This is a genomic window from Runella limosa DSM 17973, assembly GCF_000482465.1.
Taxonomy (GTDB): domain Bacteria; phylum Bacteroidota; class Bacteroidia; order Cytophagales; family Spirosomataceae; genus Runella; species Runella limosa.
In genome coordinates, this window is the sequence record NZ_KI519434.1 from 1 (window position 1) to 19,391 (window position 19,391).

Sequence of the window (19,391 nt, forward strand, 5' to 3'; positions counted from 1 at the left end):
CAATGAAGTCCAACAATATTTTCGAGATAAACAAGTCAAACAAGAATTCACAAAACCTGCAACACCCCAACAAGATGCGCACATCGAAGCCTACCATTCCATCATGGAAAGCTCTGTATGTCAGAGGTTTGAATTTGACGATTTGAAGCAAGCTCGAGAAACATTGGAGGAATTTAGAAGTTTTTATAATTTCGAGAGAATACATGGAGGAATCAACTTTCAAAGCCCTTACAAGTATTTGCTCAAACATAACATTGACATGAAAAATTTAACTCAAAATAAGACAAAAATCTGTGCTTGAAGTCTCTAACTTTCTATCATTTACGTGTCCAATAATTAGCGGTTAGCACAGAATCCCTGCATATACTACTTAATTTTTGAATGATAGCTTCTGCACTCTGTTGAGTCACTCCAACCAAATTTGCTGTTTTATCCTCCAATCCAAAAACCATGTACCCTCCCCCTGGCTGATTTGCAAAGGCAGAAAGATGTTGGCTGAGTTTTTTATTGTTAGGTGATAAATTTTCTTTCCAATCCAATTCGTTTATTTCATGAGGCATAGGATTAAGAGTGTATTCCAATAGTTCAAATGCCTTTGTTATCCAATTTTTTATCATTGTCTTTTTTCTAATTAAGCAAAAACCAGCTGATTATCAATATTTTAACAAAATGTCTCTTATTTCAATTAAGCAAAACACAAGTACTCTTACGTAATGTACGATACATCAATAAAAAGTCAAATATTTCGTTTCATCACCTCCACGCACCTCACTAATTCTTCTTCGCTCGACGAAGCAAACCCCAAACGCGTCCCGTTGAGGGTCGGATGTAGATGTTTGCCGTTAGAAAAAAATAGGTCGTGTTTGAGACAACGTTCGGCCAGCCTTTCTAAATCAACGCTTTTATCAAACAGCGCCCAAATCGCCATGCCACCGTCGGGAAGTTGGAACTTCAGATATTTACTCAGTTCATTTTGAAGCAACTCAGCAAAAACATCCCGTCGCCGTCGGTATTCTTTCAGCGATTTCCGAAGGTGTCGTTCAATTACACCGCTTTGTAGAAGCTCGGCCACGGTATTTTCCAACATCAAATCCCCCTGTCGGTCGATAATGCGCCGCAAGCGTGCCAAATGTGAAATGACGTCTTCGGGTCCCACCAAATACCCCACCCGAAAGGCGGGCGAAATGGCTTTGGTAAACGACCCACAATAAAGCACCATCCCTGACCTGTCGGCACTTGCCAGCGGCAGCAATGGTTTGCTTAAATAGTGAAAATCGTAATCATAATCATCTTCAAAAACAATAAAACCGTATTTTTCGGCTAATTTCAACAAACTAAGTCGGCGGTCGGCGCGCAGGGTGACGGTCGTTGGGTAATCGTGGTGGGAGGTCACATAAACTAGGCGAACCGTTTTTCGTTGACATAATTTTTCAAGTTCTTCGACTACGAGGCCGTATTCATCTACTTCAATTTGCTCAATGTTCGCCCCTGCTTGTACAAAATTGGTCGTGGCCGTTCCCCAGCTCATTTTTCCCGTCACGACCACATCGCCACGCTGTACCAAACCCGTACTCGCAAGGTGAATGCCCATCACCGTTCCACGGGTAATTAGTATATTTTCAGGCGTAATTTTTAGGCCACGGGTTTCATTGAGGTAACTCGACAATTCTTGCCGAAGCCAGCCCGAGCCCTTGGTATCGCCGTAACCCAATTTGACGTACTGGTTTCCCAGCAACAACTGACTGCGATAGACGCGGCTAAGTTCCGAAAGAGGCGCTAACCGAGGATCAGGAAACCCATCGTCTAAATGCAAAGCGTAGCCTGAAGTCAGCACGTCGCGGCGCAAATGCGGCGGTTGAATAAAAGTGAACCCTGCTTTTTTGGCAGGATTCACCTTTTCGAGCGTCTGTTTGCTCAGTTTTTGAGGTTCAACTTCGGGCAAAGTGTCTGCCACATAGGTGCCACTCCCTGTTTTACTTTCTAACCAACCTTGCACCAACAATTCGTCGTAGGCTTGCACAACCGTTTTGCGATGAATATCAAGCAGTTCTGCCAATGAGCGAGTACCTATCAATTTTTGTCCCGCCCGTAACTCCCCCGTCCGAATCAACTGAATCAGCTGATTGGCCAATTGCAAATACGCTGGCTGCTTGGCGTTTTTGTCGATGGATAATTGTAACTGATAAGCAAGCATCGTGGTTAGTCTCGATAATTAAGGGCTGGTTTTCGGTCTCCGACCAAGGCTTTATAGGTAAAATCAGCCCCACGGCGTTTTTCAAATTCGGCTTTGGCTTCCGAGATAATTTTCTCGTTTTGGAACAAATCAATGGCGGTCGTTGCCAATGCTTTGGCCGCAATCACCATTCCTTTTCGCCCAATACTCGTGCCGCCCGCCGCTACCGCTTGCCAACTGTGGGCAGGTGTACCTGGCACCCACGTAGCCGTGCGTAAACCAACGGTTGGAACCGCCCAACTCACGTCACCTACATCTGTCGAAGCGCTACTCAAGCCCTCGTTGGCCAATGGCTCAATCGTTTCTACTGAACTCAACTCACGAATGCCCATCCCCTGCGTTTTGCTGATTTCTTCAGCATATTTCAATTCCTCGGGCGTATATTTCATTCCCCCAATACCCTTTAAATTTTCGTGCATCAATTGCGACAACACATCGTTGGGCAAAATTTCGTGTACACCGCCAATGATTTCCTCCTCTACCGTTGTGCCCGTTGCCAATGCCGCGCCTTGGGCCGCTTTTTGTACGCGCTCCCAAATCGAGGCCACGTATTGGCGACTTGGATGACGAACATAGTAATACACTTCGGCAAAATCTGGAACAACGTTGGGCGCTTTGCCTCCATTCGTAATCACGTAGTGGATTCGGGTAGCGGACGGAATATGCTCACGCATCATATTGACGGCATAGTTCATCACCTCTACGCCATCCAAAGCCGAACGACCACGGTCTGGCGCAGCAGCAGCGTGCGAAGAAATTCCCTTGAAACGAAACTTTGCCGATTTATTGGCCAACGACGACGACGAACTTGCGCTATTGCTATCGCCTGGGTGCCAGTGTAGCACTACATCCACGTCTTTAAACAAACCATCGCGCACCATATATACTTTTCCCGAACCACCTTCTTCGGCGGGTGTGCCGTAAAAACGAATCGTTCCTTTGTGCCCTGATTGAACCAGCCAATTTTTAACGGCAATCACCGACGCCAACGACCCTACGCCAAACAAGTGGTGACCACAGGCATGACCTGCAATGCCTCCAATTGATTTTTTGACGGGAATAGAGTCTTGCGAAAGCCCAGGGAGCGCATCAAATTCACCCAGAATACCAATCACAGGTTTGCCTTCCCCAAAACTAGCCACAAAGGCCGTGGGCATATCTGCCACCGCCGACTGCACCTTAAAGCCTTCTTTGCGAAGCTGATCTTGTAAGATGGCCGAGCTTCTAACTTCTTGGTAGCCGACCTCCGCCAATGTCCAAATTTGCTTAGAAAGTACGCCGTACTGCTTTTCTTTTTGGTTAATTTCTTTGATAACACTTTCGTGAGCTTTGTTGGGAGCTTGGGCAAAAGCCGTAGTCATTCCCGCTAAAAACACCCATAGGTTTTTGGTTTTCATCGTTTGTTTAGGTTAAAAAGTGGACTACTTACTTTATTAAAAGTGGATACGTATAGCAATCCAGTAAAGATATACTTTTGTCAAAAAAAAACCAATCAACCCATGCAGCCAACTCCACGCACCACCCCGAGCCGTTTAGCCAAACGCGCTCAGTACGACGAAGAAACCGTTTATTCGATTTTGGACGAATCGATGTTTTGTACCGTAAGTTTTAACATTGATGGCCAGCCCTTTGCCCTCCCCACGGCATTTGCTCGCTACGAAGACCGTATTTACCTTCACGGATCGGTGGGGAGTCATTTTATTCGTGAACTCGAAAAAGGGAATCCCGTTTGTATTTCGGTCATGTTGACTGATGCTTTGGTGGTGGCCAAATCCGCCTTTCATCATTCGGTCAATTATCGTTCGGTGGTTATTTTTTCCAGCGCCGAAAAAGTAGAAGATTCTACCCTTAAATGGGACGCACTCCGCTGGATTACGGAGAAAATCGTCCCCAATAGCTGGGACTATTTGCGCCCCATGACGGAGAGCGAAGTGCGCAAAACAACAGTTTTGTCATTCCCCATCGTAGAAGCTTCGGCCAAATCGCGTACAGGAATGCCCAAAGACGACGAAGAAGACCAAGAACTGCCAATTTGGTCGGGGCTGATTCCTCTTCGTACCATTCGTGAGACACCTTTGGGGGATGAATTCAGTAAAAATGTATCTTTACCCGAACATTTAACTCACCTACCTTCATGAAACGTTCTGACATCCAACACATGCCTCAGTTTTTTGATCGTTACATTTTACTGGTTGACGACATTGACATCATCGACGGTCTAGAAGCTACGGCTCACCTTTATCACACGCCCGAAATCAAAGAAAAACTGGAAGCACTCGGCGACCAAGTCTATGCACCTGGCAAGTGGAGTGCCAAGGACATCATTCAACATTTGATTGATAACGAGCGCATTATGTCTTATCGAGCCATGCGTTTTGCCCGAAACGACAAAACCAGCCTTCCAGGATACGACGAAGAGTTGTTTGGGGCTAACACCACCGCCAACCAACGCACGTTGGATGAATTATTGGATGAATTTGCCGTAGTTCGTCAATCCACCATAGCGCTTTTTAAAAGTTTTAGCGACGAAATGTTTCATCGTTCGGGAGTTAGTTTTAACCAGCAAATTTCGCCTTTGGCGCTCGGGTTCGTATTGATTGGCCATCCCATTCACCACTTGCGGGTGTTGCAAGAGCGTTATTTTCCTTTGATTTAAGCCTAATTTGATTCACGACTTTTCTGTTTTCAATAAAATTCGGGCAGGTTAAAGGCATAAAAAAAAGTAGCCTCAGAGAGGCTAAATCTTAGTAGAAAAAAGGGGGTAAAGGCCATCCCAAAGCCCCATCGGGGTGACATCTTTCACCGAACGTCGGCCGCCCCGATGGGGCTTTGGGGGTGGATTTGATTCATTTTTCTACTAAGATGCAGCTCCTCTGGAGCAATCAATAGCTGCTCTATATTTTAATGCGTTCAACCTGAAATTCGGGAGACTTTTCCACTTGGACACTTTTTTTTAAAAACTTTGAAAAAAAATAAAAAAAAATTGTGACCTTGTATTCGACCTATAGTCTAAGCTATAGAGTTTTTCATAACGTTGAGTAAAGGTTAAAAATCCGAGTGGGCTTCCCGCTCGGATTTTTTTTTGCCCTACAAACTGGTATTATTGCTTTATCAAAAGCATTTTTCATCCCAAACTGGATTCTCAAGCAAACTACAAGCACTCTTCTACTATGAAAATTTTTCGTCTAGCTCTGCTATTTTCGATTGTTCACTTCACCCTTTTCGCCCAAAAATACACCTTTACCCACGACGATACACTGCGGGGTAGTATTACCAAAGAACGTGCTTGGTGGGATTTGCAATTTTATCACCTCAACACCCGTATCAATCCCGCTGATAGTACCATTGGCGGCCATGTGGTTGTCCGTTATAAAGTATTACAGCCCGCCCAAATGCTTCAAATCGACCTCCAACGCCCTCTGACGATTTCAAAAATCACCCAAGACGGCCAAGAACTTTCATTCAGACGCGACGGTGACGCTTTTTTTGTTTCATTGGTAAAACCCCAAAAAACCGATGCACAAGAAGAAATCACGGTACATTATGGTGGCCGACCTCGCATCGCTAAACGCGCCCCTTGGGATGGTGGTTTTTCTTGGAAACGTGACCAAAACGGCCAGCCTTTCGTCGCGACCTCTTGCCAAGGTTTGGGAGCGAGTGTGTGGTGGCCTTGCAAAGACCACATGTACGATGAGCCCGACAGCATGAAAATCAGTATTACGGTGCCGCCAGGTCTGACGGATGTTTCCAACGGACGTTTAAGTAGTATTTCTAACAACGCCGACGGGTGGCGTACTTTTCATTGGTATGTTCAAAACCCTATCAATAACTACGGCGTAAACGTAAACATCGGCAACTACGTCAGCTGGACTGAAACCTTTGAAGGCGAAAAAGGCAAGCTCGACCTATCGTTTTATGCACTACCCGAAAACGCAGAAAAAGCCAAAGCACAGTTTCAACAAGTCAGACCCATGCTCAAAGCCTTCGAACATTGGTTTGGGCCGTATCCCTTTTACGAAGATGGGTTTAAGTTGGTAGAAGTACCTTATTTGGGCATGGAGCACCAAAGCTCAGTGACGTACGGCAACGGCTACCAAAACGGCTACCTTGGCCGCGATCTTTCGGCTACGGGTTGGGGATTAAAATGGGACTTTATCATCATTCACGAGTCGGGGCACGAGTGGTTTGCCAATAATATCACCTACAAAGACGTTGCCGACATGTGGATTCATGAAAGTTTCACAAATTATTCAGAAAACTTATACACTGAGTATCACCACGGTAAGCAAGCAGGAGCAGAATATGTGATTGGTTGTCGAAAATTAATTCGCAACGACAAACCGATTATCGGCGTATATGGTGTTAACCACAGTGGCTCGGGCGATATGTACTACAAAGGCGGAAATATGCTCCATACCATTCGACAAATTGTGAACGACGACGAGAAGTGGCGCGGCATCTTGCGCGGATTGAATAAGACGTTTTACCACCAGACCGTTACGTCACCACAAATTGAAGATTATATGAGCGCACAAGCGGGCGTAAACCTGTCAAAAGTGTTTGACCAGTACCTCCGCGATGTGCGCATTCCAACGTTAGAGTACAAACTCGAAGGTAAACAGCTTTCGTATCGCTGGAGCAATTGCGTAGCAGGTTTTGAGATGCCAGTAAAATTAAAAATTGGCGACAATTGGAAGACACTACAGCCGACTTCTGATTGGAAAACACTCAAAGTCTCTAAGGCAAGCGCTGTGATGATAGACCCTAATTTTTACGTAGAAATAAGAAAATTAGAATAAATCATTACACCATTCTTACGACGTATGCACATCCATTATGAACAACACTCGGATGGGGAAAAACCACTTTTCTCCATCCTCATTCCTACTTGGAATAATCTTTCACTGGTCAAACTTTGCGTTGAGAGCATCCGCAAAAACTCCACTTACAACCACCAGATTATTCTCCACATCAACGACGGCTCCGATGGCACTGTGGCCTGGGCCAAACAGCAACAGCTTGACTTCACCCATACGGCCGAAAATGTCGGAATTTGCGTTGCTTGCAATGCTGCTTTTACGCTTTCCAAAGCCGATTACATCGTTTATATCAACGACGATATGTACGTGTGCCCCGAATGGGATAAGCGGCTTTTTCGGGCAGTGACGGATTATGGAAGCGATGATTTTTACTTTTCATCGACCATGATTGAACGGGTAGCGGCCAACAGCGGCAATGTATCGTCGCCGCACAACTATGGCGATAGCGTCGAAAATTTCAAGGAAGAACAATTGCTAAAAGAATGGTCGAGTTTGATTATTCCCGACTGGCAGGGTGCCAATTACCCACCTAGCATCATGCACCGACGGATGTGGAATTTGATTGGCGGCTTTAGCGTCGAATTTAGTCCTGGGATGTATTCTGACCCTGATATTTGTAGAAAATTGTGGGCCGTAGGCGTTCGTAACTTTAGAGGAATTGGCGATAGCCTCGTGTATCACTTTATGTCGAAAAGCGTTTCTCGCATCAAAAAAAACGATGGTAGCAAGCAATTTTACCAAAAGTGGCGAATTTCCGCCCGTACCTTTTTTGATTATTATCTTCAATTTCAAAGGTCAACCCAAAACGCTTATTACAAAGGTATTCTAAGCGAACCCGCCGAAAGTACCGCGCTTCGTTTTAAACGTACCCGCGACAAAATAAAGTACTGGTTTTAGTGCAACGGGGTACTCATACCCCGATGGATAACCTGCGTGGATTATGTGCATCGGGGTACTTATACCCCGATGGATAATCGTATGTAAATAGGTCGTCGGGGTATGAGTACCCCGACGCACAGTTGAGTACCCCGACTCACACTATACCCTGACGCACGCACTAAAAACTAGGCGTTTTATCGTTGAGGAGCGTTGTATCCACCACGCTTCCAGTACGGGGCGCGCCCGCTTCGATCCACCGCCGCACAAACTCAATTTGTCCTTTATAAAGCGCCTTGCCATTGAGCGGCATGGGATTTCCGTAGCTCAATCCACTGTGGTGACCACCATCGCCCCAAACCAGTTTATGATAAAAAAGACTTTGCAGCGAAAAATAAGGCGTCACTAGCTTTAATTTATCAGTACGGGCATTGGCGTTCTTAGGGTCTTTGTTTACCAAAAAATCATACGTTTTCCCTTTGGCCAATACCAAACCGTGCTGTGCAAACGTGCTTTCTTGCTCCGACGCATGACAGCCCGCAGTGGCGCAAGTGGGCGTCAAAATACGGTCTTGAAGCAAATCAAACGACGCTGCTTGAGGTACGGAAACGGGCGTTTCTTTGGGCGTGCAGCCCTCCAGCGCGATTCCTAACGCCAACATACTTCCTGCCCAGTACAACTGTTGTATTAAATTTTTCATGGTTAACTCAAAATTGGCACTGCATCAAAGTTAAACAATTCTCCATTCCCACGCTATTTTACTATTTTTGCAGCCTCAAATTTGATTTATTATCCCATGAGTAAGAAATACACCGTTACGGCGGCCCTCATTTACGCCAACGGCCCTATCCATATTGGTCACTTGGCAGGTTGTTATGTCCCTGCCGATATTTACGTGCGTTACTTACGTGCCAAAGGTGCCAACGTAGCTTTTGTAAGCGGCACCGACGAACACGGCGTACCCATCACCATCCGTGCAAAAAAAGAGGGAATTACGCCCCAAGAAGTAGTCGATAAGTATTATGCCCAAATCAAGCAGTCGTTTGCTGATTTTGGGATTTCGTTCGATGTTTACTCTCGCACGAGCCTGCCTGTTCACCACAGCACGTCGCAAGAGTTTTTTAAGACCATTTACGACAAAGACGGTTTCGTTGAAGAGACCAGCGAGCAGTATTACGACGAAGTAGCGCAGCAGTTTTTGGCCGACCGATACATCGTTGGAACTTGTCCCGTTTGTGCCAATCCCAACGCCTACGGCGACCAATGCGAGCGCTGCGGAACGGCCCTCAGTCCGATGGAGTTAAAAGAACCACATTCGACACTTTCGGGCTCAAAACCTGTCTTAAAATCGACCAAAAACTGGTACTTACCTTTGGACAAAATGCAACCCGACGTGGAAAAATACGTCGGTAGCCATACCGAATGGAAAACCAACGTGTTTGGTCAGTGTCAGTCGTGGTTGAAAGAAGGGCTTCGGCCGCGCGCCATGACCCGCGACTTAGACTGGGGCATCAAAGTACCCATTGCCGATACCGACGGAAAAGTGCTTTACGTGTGGTTTGAAGCGCCAATTGGGTACATTTCAGCCACCAAAGATTGGTTGATTCAGCAGAACGGCACCGACGCTGGCTGGGAGTCGTGGTGGAAAAAGTCGGACAACGAAGATACTAAGCTGATTCACTTTATTGGCAAAGATAACATCGTGTTTCACTGCATCATTTTCCCCGCTACGCTCATGGCGATGGGAGGAGAGTATTTGTTGCCCGACAATGTTCCTGCCAATGAATTTATGAATTTGGAAGGTGATAAAATCTCGACGTCTCGTAACTGGGCAGTTTGGTTGCATGAATATTTAGAAGAACTTCCTGACAAACAAGACGTGCTTCGCTACGTGTTGACGGCCAATGCGCCCGAAACCAAAGACAGCGAGTTTACGTGGAAAGACTTCCAAACCCGCAACAATAGCGAGTTGGTAGCGATTTATGGCAATTTTGTCAACCGTGCCGTTGTCTTAACCCACAAATACTGCAACGGTAGCGTTCCTGCCTTGGGTGAGTTAACGGATTTTGACCGCGATACCCTCGCTTCTTTGGCCGAACTCCCCGTTAAAATTGGGGAAGCACTCGAAAACTATCGTTTCCGCGAAGGCTTGGCGTTGTTGATGGATTTGGCGCGTTTGGGCAACAAATATTTGGCCGAAACCCAGCCTTGGCAGGTCATTAAAACCGATGCCGAACGCGTAAACACCATCATGCACATTGCGCTTCAGATTGCCGCCAACTTGGCCATCGTGAGCGAGCCATTCTTGCCATTTACGGCCCAAAAACTACGTAATCAGCTATCGCTCACCCATCAGCAATGGTCCGATGCAGGCAGAAGCGACCTTCTGTCGGTAGGACAAGCCATTGGGGAAGCTTTCTTATTGTTTGAAAAAATCGAAGACTCGGTCATCGAAAAACAAGTTCAAAAACTGCACGACGCCAAGAAAATGAACGAATTAGCCACTAAAACTGTCCCTGAACTCAAGCCAACGATTCAGTTCGACGATTTTGCCAAATTAGACCTTCGCATTGGTACAATTTTGGAAGCCGAGCGCGTTCCAAAAAGTGATAAATTATTGAAGTTTTTGGTGGACGATGGCTTTGAAAAACGCACGATTTTGAGCGGCATCGCCAAACATTTTTCACCCGAAGAAATGATTGGTCGTCAGGTGACTTTTATCGCCAACCTTGCCCCGCGCAAAATCATGGGACAAGAATCTAACGGGATGATTCTCATGGCCGAAGACCGCGACGGCAGCCTGTCACTGCTCCAACCGCACAAAGAAGTCTGGGCGGGCGCATCGATTTCGTAACTTGCTTGGAACCTGATTATAAAAAGTGAGCGGATGTCCCAAAAGGGCATCCGCTCGACTATAATTCCAAAAGAAAAAGGTTTGGTGAGCATTCACCGCTAGGATTACTACACGCCCAAGCCACTCACGAAGGGTTAGTTTTGTACGCTACAATTTATTGATTTCGCTTTCAGAAAGTCCTGTAAGCTTCATTATGTCTCCTATCGAAAGTCCAATTTTCTTGGCAGATTTAGCAACCTCAATATTTCTTTCTAGTTTTCCTTCTAGTTTTCCCTCGTCAAAAGCAGTGTCTATAACACCTTTTAAGTCTCGGTAAACTTTCAAACTATTTTCATAATTATCCAAATCCTCCTGTCCGTATTTTGCCAATTCCGCTTTTTCAAAAGCTTGGGTAAATACTTCGTCTCTAAATATTGTCGGGATTGTTTGAAAGTCTTCCAGATGTTTGATGAAATACAACCATTTGTCCAAACGGGTTGCCAAGTCTGATTCGTTCAGATTAAAATTTGGCATTTCAAGATAAATGTAAGTCAGTTTCTCATAAAAAACTTTGCCATTTTGGTTTTTAAGTTTGATACTATGAACAAATTCACTCTTTTCGGATTCGCTCTCATAGTCGCCAAACCTAAAATCTAAAATTCCAACGCAATAAACTGCTTTCAAATTATAGTTCCACTCTCCTTTTTCGGCTTGTTCACGAATAGGAAAAGTCGAATAGTAAATAGTCCTTTCTTTGAAATAATTTTGTTTAGCTTTCTGAAGTTCTACAATAAATTTTTCACCATTTTCATTTTCACAATAGATGTCATAAATAGCTTTTCGGTCGGAATCGGTTTGCCCTAATTGCTCAGTATTTTTAAAATTTAAGTCAACAATTTTGTTGGTTTGAGGTAAAAGTGCATTTAAGAAGTCAATAAGCAAAGGCTTACTGGCTTCCTCCCCAAAGATTTTTTTAAATCCAAAGTCTGTAAAGGGGTTTATGTATTTTGCTTTCATCGTTTTGTCTAAATGCGCTAGACAAATTTAAACAAATTTAGGTTTCTCAAGCACAAAACTACTTCACAACCTCCTAAAAATTAGCCAAAAAAATCGAGGCTATCCTTCTGGGACAGCCTCGATTTTTATAAACACCAATCAACGTTACGCCAAAGGAAAACCTTCGAGTTCTTTCAAGCCCGATTTCAATTCGTCGTCGGTCAGGAAGTGGTCAGAGAGTTTGCCATCGAAGTAATCCATGTAAGCCTGCATATCCAAGAAACCGTGACCGCAAAGGTTAAACAAAATTGTTTCTGATTTTCCTTCTTCTTTGCAACGCTGCGCTTCTCTAAATACCTGCGCGATGCCGTGCGTCGCTTCGGGCGCGGGAATAATTCCTTCTGCTTTGGCGAAAGCGACACCCGCTTCAAAACACTCTAATTGCTGAATCGCATTGGCTTCGATGAGGCCGTCTTTCAACAACTGCGAACACAATACCGACGCCCCATGGTAACGCAAACCTCCCGCGTGAATGGCCGCAGGACGGAAATTGTGCCCTAGCGTGTACATCGGCAACAACGGCGTAAACCCAACCGAGTCACCAAAATCATAGCGAAATTCGCCCTTCGTAAGTTTAGGACACGAAGCTGGTTCTACGGCAATGGCGCGTACGTTTTTGCCTTCGGTAATGTTTTTGTGTAAGAATGGGAAAGAAATCCCTGCGAAGTTGGAACCTCCCCCGAGCGGTGCAATGACAATGTCAGGATAATCACCTGCTTTTTCCATCTGTACCAAACACTCCTGACCGATAATCGTCTGGTGCATCAGTACGTGGTTAAGTACACTTCCGAGGGCATATTTGCAGTTTTCGTCTTGAACGGCACACTCAATTGCCTCCGAAATCGCAATTCCTAAGCTCCCTGGCGTATCGGGATATTGTTCCAAAATCTTACGTCCCGACTGCGTCAATTCTGAAGGGGATGGGAAAATTTTAGCGCCAAACGATTCGATAAGGGCTTTACGGTACGGCTTTTGGTTGTAGCTGATACGCACCTGAAACACTTCACACTCAATGTCAAACATTTGGCACGCAATGGCCAAGGCCGTTCCCCATTGTCCCGCTCCCGTTTCGGTAGTGATGCGTTTCACCCCTTCCATTTTATTGTAGTACGCCTGTGCTACCGCAGTGTTGGTTTTATGGCTACCCGATGGGCTTACGCCTTCGTACTTGTAGTAGATTTTGGCGGGGGTATCCAACATCTTTTCTAAACGGTGCGCGCGAAACATCGGGGTTGGACGCCACAGTTTATAAATCTCCCGTACTTCTTCTGGAATTTCGATGTATCTTTCTTGAGATACTTCTTGCTTAATCAGCTCCATCGGGAACAACGGCGCCAAGTCGCCAGGGCCTACGGGCTGCTTGGTAGCAGGGTGCAAAGGCGGCAGCGGCTTGTTGGGCATATCTGCCTGAATGTTATACCAATGTCTTGGAATTTCGTCTTCCGTGAGTAAGATTTTGTGTTGTTTTTCCGACATGATTTAAGGAATTAACGTGATTAGGAATATTTGCCTTTAAACTTAAAAAGGATTTTCCCGACCTGCAATGACCTTTGTCGAAAAGTTTTTTTATAAGCCTCCCGAAAGTTTCCAACTTTCGGGAGGCTTATGTTTTACTTCTTCAAATTCGTCAAATACTCGACCAAATCGCGAATTTCGCGTTTTGACAGAATGCTACCCATCGGCGGCATCCCCGATGGTATGTTTTCGCGCTTGCCGATACGTGCCACAGGAATCACCAACGGCTCGGCGTCAGAGGTATTGATAGTGAGTGTTTCGGCCGTTTCTTTGGCCAACGTTCCGTTTACCACTTGACCGTCTTTCAGCGTGAGCGATACCATGCCAAACCCAGGTGCCAAACGGGCACTTGGTTCTACAAGCGCCTGCAACAATTGCTCGCGGGTAAGTTCATCACCAATGTGCGTCAATGATGGCCCAACGGCTCCTCCTGTACCACCAACGGCGTGACAACGTACGCACTGCGCCGCTGAGTTGTTGTTGAATATGTTGCGACCCGAAAAGCGATTTCCGCCAAAAAGTGCCTCCGCATATTCATCCACAAGCGAAGCACCTGGCTTCACCGTTGCCATTTTTTCTTTCAACTCCGCTACACCCGAGGCTTCTACGGCTTCTTTCAATTCCAATGACAAATTGGGAGACAGTTTTTTATCCTTCAACTGGTCTATCAAGCCACCCAAGATTACCTGCGTTTTGTCGGCGTCCATTTTCCCCAACACTTCAAGCATTTTTTGTTGCTCCCGCGTTGTGCCTTTGGTAAAGATAGAATTGACAATCAATGGCAAACTTGCTTTGGTGACATTATTATTATTCAATAGCCCCAATGCCACCGTACGCACACTTTCTTCTTTGTCGTCCATCCCTTTCTTCACAATGGCATCAATCTGCGCATAACCCAACTGATTGAGGGTAGTCAAAATAGCACTTTTCACCCGAGGACTTTCGCTGGCGTCAAAAATCGAAACCAGTTGTTCGTTGGCTTCGGTGATTTTTACATCTGCAATCAAGCCCACAATGGCCGCCAGAGGTTCGGCATTTTTCTCCTTCAAAAACTCATTGATGTAGGGCAACACTTTGGCTTTTACTGCCGCAGGGTCACGCTCAATCTTGCCACGATAACGGCCATCAACACGGTCGGTATAGGACGGATTTGCCCACGTTCCGAGGGCGGCTAATGCTTCTGCTTTTATGTCTTCTTTGAGGTCGGTGCGGCGGGCAAAATCAAGTAACAATTGTAGTTCTTTGTCGCCGCCCACGCGCAATGCCGCGTTGATGGCACGGCGTACAATCACCTCCGACGTAAAGCGGTTTTCTTTCAAAGTAGCAGCCAAGGCAGGCAAGGCTCCCACAATCGACAGGTCGTCGTTGATAGCGCGGGCTGCTTCGGCTACAATGTATTCGTCTTTGTCATTCAAGAAAACGGCAACATTTTCATTGCGTAAACGTCTCAATACCACCACCGCTGCTGTCCGCAAAGCTTTGCTTGGATTGTTGACCAAGGCTACCATTGGTTCTACTTTTCCAATCCGCGACAAGGCCAAAACGCCCGCGTGACGCAGGTAAAGATCTTCGTCGTTGTTGGCACCAATCATTTCAATCAGCGGCGTTACGGCATCTGCATAAGCAATACGCCCCAATGCTTCGGCAGCGTAAAAACGAACACGTGGGTTGGTGTTTTTCAACAAAGGCACCAGCGCACTTCCTGCATTGGCAATGCGTGCATCTCCGAGCATTTTGGCCGCTTGGGTCATAATCTCAGGATCTTTGTCATTCAACAACGACATTAACGTTCCAGCGTTGGCTTGGTCGATGCGCGTCAACTGTCCAATTCCCCAAATTCCGTGAATACGCGCCAATTGGTTCTGCGTTTGGTCCGCTGCTTTTATCAACTGCGGAAGTCCTTTTTTGCCGCGATTCACCAACTCGAATTGGGCTTTTTGACGAACCCGCATATCGCCGTACGAAAGCAGGGAATACAGTTTTTCTTCGGTTTGCGCAGGGTAACTCAACTGAATCATCCGCTTGGTTTCTTCGCGTACGGCGGCTAAATCATTTTTATCTTTGGTAACGTCCAATTTCCAGACGCGACCGTAATTTTTGGTTCCCCAGCCATTGATCCAGTCAGCCACATAGAGCGCGCCATCAGGGCCAAATTTGATACCCGTTGGCAAAATCCCACTTACTATGTCTTTTTCACCGTCGAGGTCAAACGTCGCTCCTTTTGGTTTAAGCCCAAATGACCAAATGTGTGACCGTGAGGGTGTTCCGACAAATTCTACCAAGAAAAACTTGTTTTTCCACTCCGACCCTAGCGCCGTACCTGGGTTGTATTCCATCCCCGTTGGGCCGTTGTGGTAGTTCATGATTGGAGGCAAAATATAGGCCGCTTGCCCCTCCCAACGTGGTTTAAACAATTTCTCGTTCATCCACACATTGTATTTATTGTTGCGCGGATCGGTATATTTTCCGTATTGCCAGTTCGAGCGCCAGCCTGCATCATGCCCTTGTACCACGTGTACCAAACGCTCACTTTCGCCTGGATGGTCGCCATCGTTGTCGGACGAAATGAGGTTGCCATATTCATCAAAAACAAACTCGTGGGTATTACGAAGTCCCGAGGCAAAAATCTCAAAATCAGAGCCATCTGGATTAGAACGAGCAATAATTCCTGAATTAGGGTTTTCCCATTTTTTGCCGTCGGGCGCGGTAATGTTGGCTCCAATGTCTCCAATATTCCAATAAATACGTCCGTCAGGGCCTTCGGTTACGCCCGACATACCGTGTCCGCTAAACCCAATGTGTACGCCGTAACCGTGGCTGATGGATGTTTTTTTATCCATGATACCGTCGCCGTTGGTGTCTTTCAAACGCCAAAGGTCAGGAGCAATTGCCACAAAAATTTCGCCCGCCCGCACGAGCATTCCACCCGCTACGTCGGTTACTTCATCGAAAAAGTCTTCTAGCACCCGCAGCGAAACGTCGGCGATACCGTCGTTGTTGGTATCTTCTAACCGCCAAATTTCGTCTTTTTCGACGGCCAAGTCTTTCCAGTCATGCACACCATCTTCGTTGAGGTCGCGCAACCACTCGTTGGCTTTACTTTTCTCAGCGGAAAATGTTTTGCGCAAAAACGCCCGACGGTCTTCCACCGTTTGTAGTCCAATCGACTCTGTCATCCAATCGCGGTGCCCGCGAATATCAAATTCTGAGTTTTTTTGGCGATGGGTACGGTTGATATAGACCCGCCCTTGGTCGTCGATGGCCATAGCCACGGGGTCGGGAGCAAGTGAATCCGACGCCCAAAGGGTCATTTGTAGCCCTTCGGCAAGCTTTACGGGCGTCTTTTCACGGATTTCCTTAGCCCTAGCAATGGCCTTGGTAGGATCTTCTTTGATGACAACGGGCTGGCTAGTACGTGGTGTTTTCATACACGACACCACCAAACAAGCCGTCCCGATTGCCGCCGAAAGTTGCAATTTTGACTGTCTTTTAAAACGCATGGGTTAATCAAACTTTTGTGAGAGAGATACTTAAAACTAAATAAAACGACCAAGTTCTGCTTTTTACTTATTTTATCCTTGTTTTTTAGAAACGAATCTATTTTCCAGGTTGAAAGCATTAAAATATAGAGTGGCGGTTCATTGCTCCAGAGGCTACTTTTTTTAATGTGTTTAACCTGTCTATCCTCCCCTTTATCTTTCAACCCAAAAAGTCATTTTCTACCATAAAATCTTAGACAAAGTAGTGTTGAAGAGGTACAAAAACCTCCTTTTTTATGTCAAATTAAAAAAGAAACTATGGGAGAATTAAAATGAAAAAAGGATTAAAATCGCTTCACAAGGGTTGCTTACATGACTACCCAATCAAGTCGGTGTATATATTTGCAGCAACAGCATTACTCCTAAAGGGGTGAAAACGAACACTTTCACACATCAGCAACCCACATCGTTTGTATGAAAATCTTATTAGTTGAAGACGAGGATAGACTCGCCTCTTTTATTCGTAAAGGGATTTCGGCCGAAGGCTATGAAGTAGAAGTTGCCTACGACGGGCGCATGGGCCTGTCGCTATTTCGCAAAAACAGTTATGACATCATTTTATTGGATGTCAACCTTCCCCACATCAATGGCTTTGAATTATGTCAATTAATTCGGGCTGACAATGAAACTGTTCCCGTACTAATGCTTACCGCCCTCGATAGCCTCGCCGACAAGGCCGATGGCTTCAACGCGGGCGCTGATGATTATCTAGCCAAACCTTTTGAATTTCAAGAACTTCTGCTGCGCCTTCGGGCTTTGACGCGACGAAACGGCACTAAGCCAAAACAAGTGTTGCAATTGGCGGATTTAGAACTAAACCTCGACCACAAAACCGTGACTCGTGCTGGCCAACGCATCGACCTAACGACCCGCGAATACTCTTTGATGGAATATTTGATGCTCAACAAAGGGAAAATTATTTCGCGGGTGGACATTAGCGAACGCGTTTGGAGTTTGGATTTTGACAGCAGCACCAACGTCATCGACGTCTATATCAGCTATTTGCGCAAAAAAATAGACAAAGGCTTTTCTACCAAATTGTTACACACCATCGTTGGGATGGGCTATGTGCTGCGCGAAGGATAATCGTTTTCCCAATATGCTCATTCGTAATCGACTTACCATTATTTTTACCCTGCTTGCCACGGCCATTCAGGTGACGTTGTCATTGTTGGTTTGGTATTTTTATTCGCTATACCGCCAAGAAGAATTTTATAGCCGATTGGAGGGGAAAGCGCGAGTCGCAGGAAGGGTATTGATTTCGAGACGGCATTTACACGATGATTTTTTCAAAAACATGGTACGTACCGATTTACTCACCATTGTGGAGGAACAAATCAGTATTTTTGACCAACAACATAAGTTGGTTTTTACCAACCGTACCCTCAAAGAATCGGATTATTACAAAGAAAAAATCCCGCATCTCCCCTCTTCTGACGCTATTTTTGAGTTTCGTACGGGGCACCTTGAATCCATTTTAATTCCTTTCAATGACCAAGGGCAGCGCTTTTTCATTTTCGCCTCGGGCTACGACCGCATAGGTTTTGCCAAACTTGGCACGTTACAACAAATCCTACTGTTAGCCAACATGTTGGGCTTTGCGTTAATTGTACTGGCGGGTTGGTATTTTTCGGGAAGGGTGTTGAAACCCATTTCGCAAATTGTGGACGAAGTCGAGCAAATTACGGCCAAAGACTTGCACAAACGCGTCAATGAAGGCAACCGCCGCGACGAGATTGCCCAACTCGCCATGACCTTCAATCAAATGCTCTTTCGGCTCGAAGATGCGTTTGTCTCCCAACGGAGTTTTGTGGCCCACGCCTCTCACGAGCTTCGTACTCCGCTCACCAATACCTTGGGTACTTTGGAAACTTCGCTCCGCTACGACCAAAACCCCAACGACTGGCGCGACAGCATGGAAGTAGCCGTGGAAGAATTAAAAAAGGTCATTTCGCTCACCAATAGCTTGCTAGGATTGGCGCGCGTCACCGATGGTGCTCTTACCCTCCAAAGTGTACAAGTGGACGATTGTTTACTTACGGCTTTGGGACAAATTCATGCCAAATATCCGCACCGAAGTTTGCCCATTCAGTTTGCAACCAACGACGACCACTCGCTGACCGTCAAAGGCAACGCAACGCTGCTGACCACGGCCTTTTTGAACATTATTGACAACGCTTGTAAGTACTCCTCCGAAGCGGTTTCGGTACAGCTCCAAACCACTGCCGACAAAATTATTGTCGTTGTCTCTGACCACGGACGGGGCATTTCGGAGGCTGATGTGGCCCACATTTTTGACCCGCTCTACCGTGGCAAAAACGTAGATGGCGTTCCTGGGTTTGGCATTGGCTTGGCCATGACGCAAAAAATCATTGAGCTGCACCAAGGTTTTCTTCATTTGAATTCTAAAATCAACGAAGGCACCACCGTGTCGGTTTCTTTCTCTAATGTTTTCTAATTTCCTTCTCACATCGTTTTAATGTATTGGTGGTTGCTTTGTTTCGTCAAACTACAAAGAC

The 19,391-nt window shown here is 45.9% G+C and carries 15 protein-coding genes; 8 read left to right on the top strand and 7 right to left on the bottom strand.

The features are described 5' to 3' along the window. Positions 1-301 (top strand): integrase core domain-containing protein (locus K339_RS35585; protein WP_037302435.1); only part of this gene is annotated, 301 nt, incomplete at its 5' end. A gap of 16 nt (positions 302-317) precedes the next feature. Here K339_RS35585 and K339_RS0131875 read toward each other — a convergent pair. The 3 genes from K339_RS0131875 to K339_RS0131885 form a co-directional block, all read right to left on the bottom strand. Further along, positions 318-617: an AlbA family DNA-binding domain-containing protein gene (locus K339_RS0131875; RefSeq protein ID WP_028527211.1), complete on the bottom strand. Its 300-nt coding sequence runs from the start codon at positions 615-617 to the stop codon at positions 318-320. Positions 618-736: 119 nt separating this feature from the next. Further along, entirely contained in the window at positions 737-2,194 is a 1,458-nt protein-coding gene (locus K339_RS0131880) for an aminotransferase-like domain-containing protein (RefSeq protein ID WP_028527212.1), read from the bottom strand. 5 nt (positions 2,195-2,199) lie between these two features. After that, entirely contained in the window at positions 2,200-3,630 is a 1,431-nt protein-coding gene (locus K339_RS0131885; RefSeq protein WP_028527213.1) for an amidohydrolase, read from the bottom strand. A 102-nt stretch (positions 3,631-3,732) separates the two neighbouring features. On the opposite strand from K339_RS0131885, the gene K339_RS0131890 reads away from it, so the two are divergent. From K339_RS0131890 to K339_RS0131905, 4 genes are all read left to right on the top strand, one after another. Then, a complete protein-coding gene (locus K339_RS0131890) occupies positions 3,733-4,371 on the top strand; it encodes a pyridoxamine 5'-phosphate oxidase family protein (RefSeq protein WP_028527214.1) in 639 nt (212 codons plus the stop codon). Further along, a complete protein-coding gene (locus K339_RS0131895) occupies positions 4,368-4,889 on the top strand; it encodes a DinB family protein (protein ID WP_028527215.1) in 522 nt (173 codons plus the stop codon). Before K339_RS0131890 ends, K339_RS0131895 begins: the two co-directional genes overlap by 4 nt. 514 nt (positions 4,890-5,403) lie before the next feature. Beyond that, positions 5,404-7,032 carry a M1 family metallopeptidase gene (locus K339_RS0131900; RefSeq protein ID WP_028527216.1) on the top strand — a complete coding sequence of 543 codons (1,629 nt, stop codon included), beginning with the start codon at positions 5,404-5,406 and terminating at the stop codon, positions 7,030-7,032. A gap of 24 nt (positions 7,033-7,056) precedes the next feature. Next, positions 7,057-7,950: a glycosyltransferase family 2 protein gene (locus K339_RS0131905; RefSeq protein ID WP_051398406.1), complete on the top strand. Its 894-nt coding sequence runs from the start codon at positions 7,057-7,059 to the stop codon at positions 7,948-7,950. A 160-nt stretch (positions 7,951-8,110) separates the two neighbouring features. Here the strand turns inward: K339_RS0131905 and K339_RS0131910 are convergent, their stop codons facing one another. Further along, on the bottom strand, positions 8,111-8,629 hold the full coding sequence (locus tag K339_RS0131910) for a hypothetical protein (RefSeq protein ID WP_028527218.1): 519 nt from the start codon (positions 8,627-8,629) through the stop codon (positions 8,111-8,113). A gap of 96 nt (positions 8,630-8,725) precedes the next feature. On the opposite strand from K339_RS0131910, the gene metG reads away from it, so the two are divergent. Then, positions 8,726-10,783 (top strand): methionine--tRNA ligase, encoded by a 2,058-nt coding sequence (metG, locus tag K339_RS0131915; protein WP_037302437.1) that lies wholly within the window; start codon positions 8,726-8,728, stop codon positions 10,781-10,783. Positions 10,784-10,930: 147 nt separating this feature from the next. On the opposite strand, the gene K339_RS0131920 is transcribed toward metG, so the two are convergent. The 3 genes from K339_RS0131920 to K339_RS0131930 form a co-directional block, all read right to left on the bottom strand. After that, on the bottom strand, positions 10,931-11,779 hold the full coding sequence (locus K339_RS0131920) for an Rpn family recombination-promoting nuclease/putative transposase (protein WP_028527220.1): 849 nt from the start codon (positions 11,777-11,779) through the stop codon (positions 10,931-10,933). A gap of 144 nt (positions 11,780-11,923) precedes the next feature. Then, a complete protein-coding gene (locus K339_RS0131925; protein WP_028527221.1) occupies positions 11,924-13,294 on the bottom strand; it encodes a TrpB-like pyridoxal phosphate-dependent enzyme in 1,371 nt (456 codons plus the stop codon). A 134-nt stretch (positions 13,295-13,428) separates the two neighbouring features. Then, positions 13,429-16,833, bottom strand: coding sequence for a DUF7133 domain-containing protein (locus K339_RS0131930; protein WP_028527222.1), 3,405 nt, complete (start codon positions 16,831-16,833; stop codon positions 13,429-13,431). 453 nt (positions 16,834-17,286) lie between these two features. On the opposite strand from K339_RS0131930, the gene K339_RS0131935 reads away from it, so the two are divergent. Together K339_RS0131935 and K339_RS0131940 are read left to right on the top strand one after the other, a co-directional pair. Continuing rightward, on the top strand, positions 17,287-17,958 hold the full coding sequence (locus K339_RS0131935) for a response regulator transcription factor (protein ID WP_028527223.1): 672 nt from the start codon (positions 17,287-17,289) through the stop codon (positions 17,956-17,958). 13 nt (positions 17,959-17,971) lie between these two features. Beyond that, positions 17,972-19,330: a sensor histidine kinase gene (locus tag K339_RS0131940; RefSeq protein ID WP_028527224.1), complete on the top strand. Its 1,359-nt coding sequence runs from the start codon at positions 17,972-17,974 to the stop codon at positions 19,328-19,330. Positions 19,331-19,391: the final 61 nt, after the last annotated feature.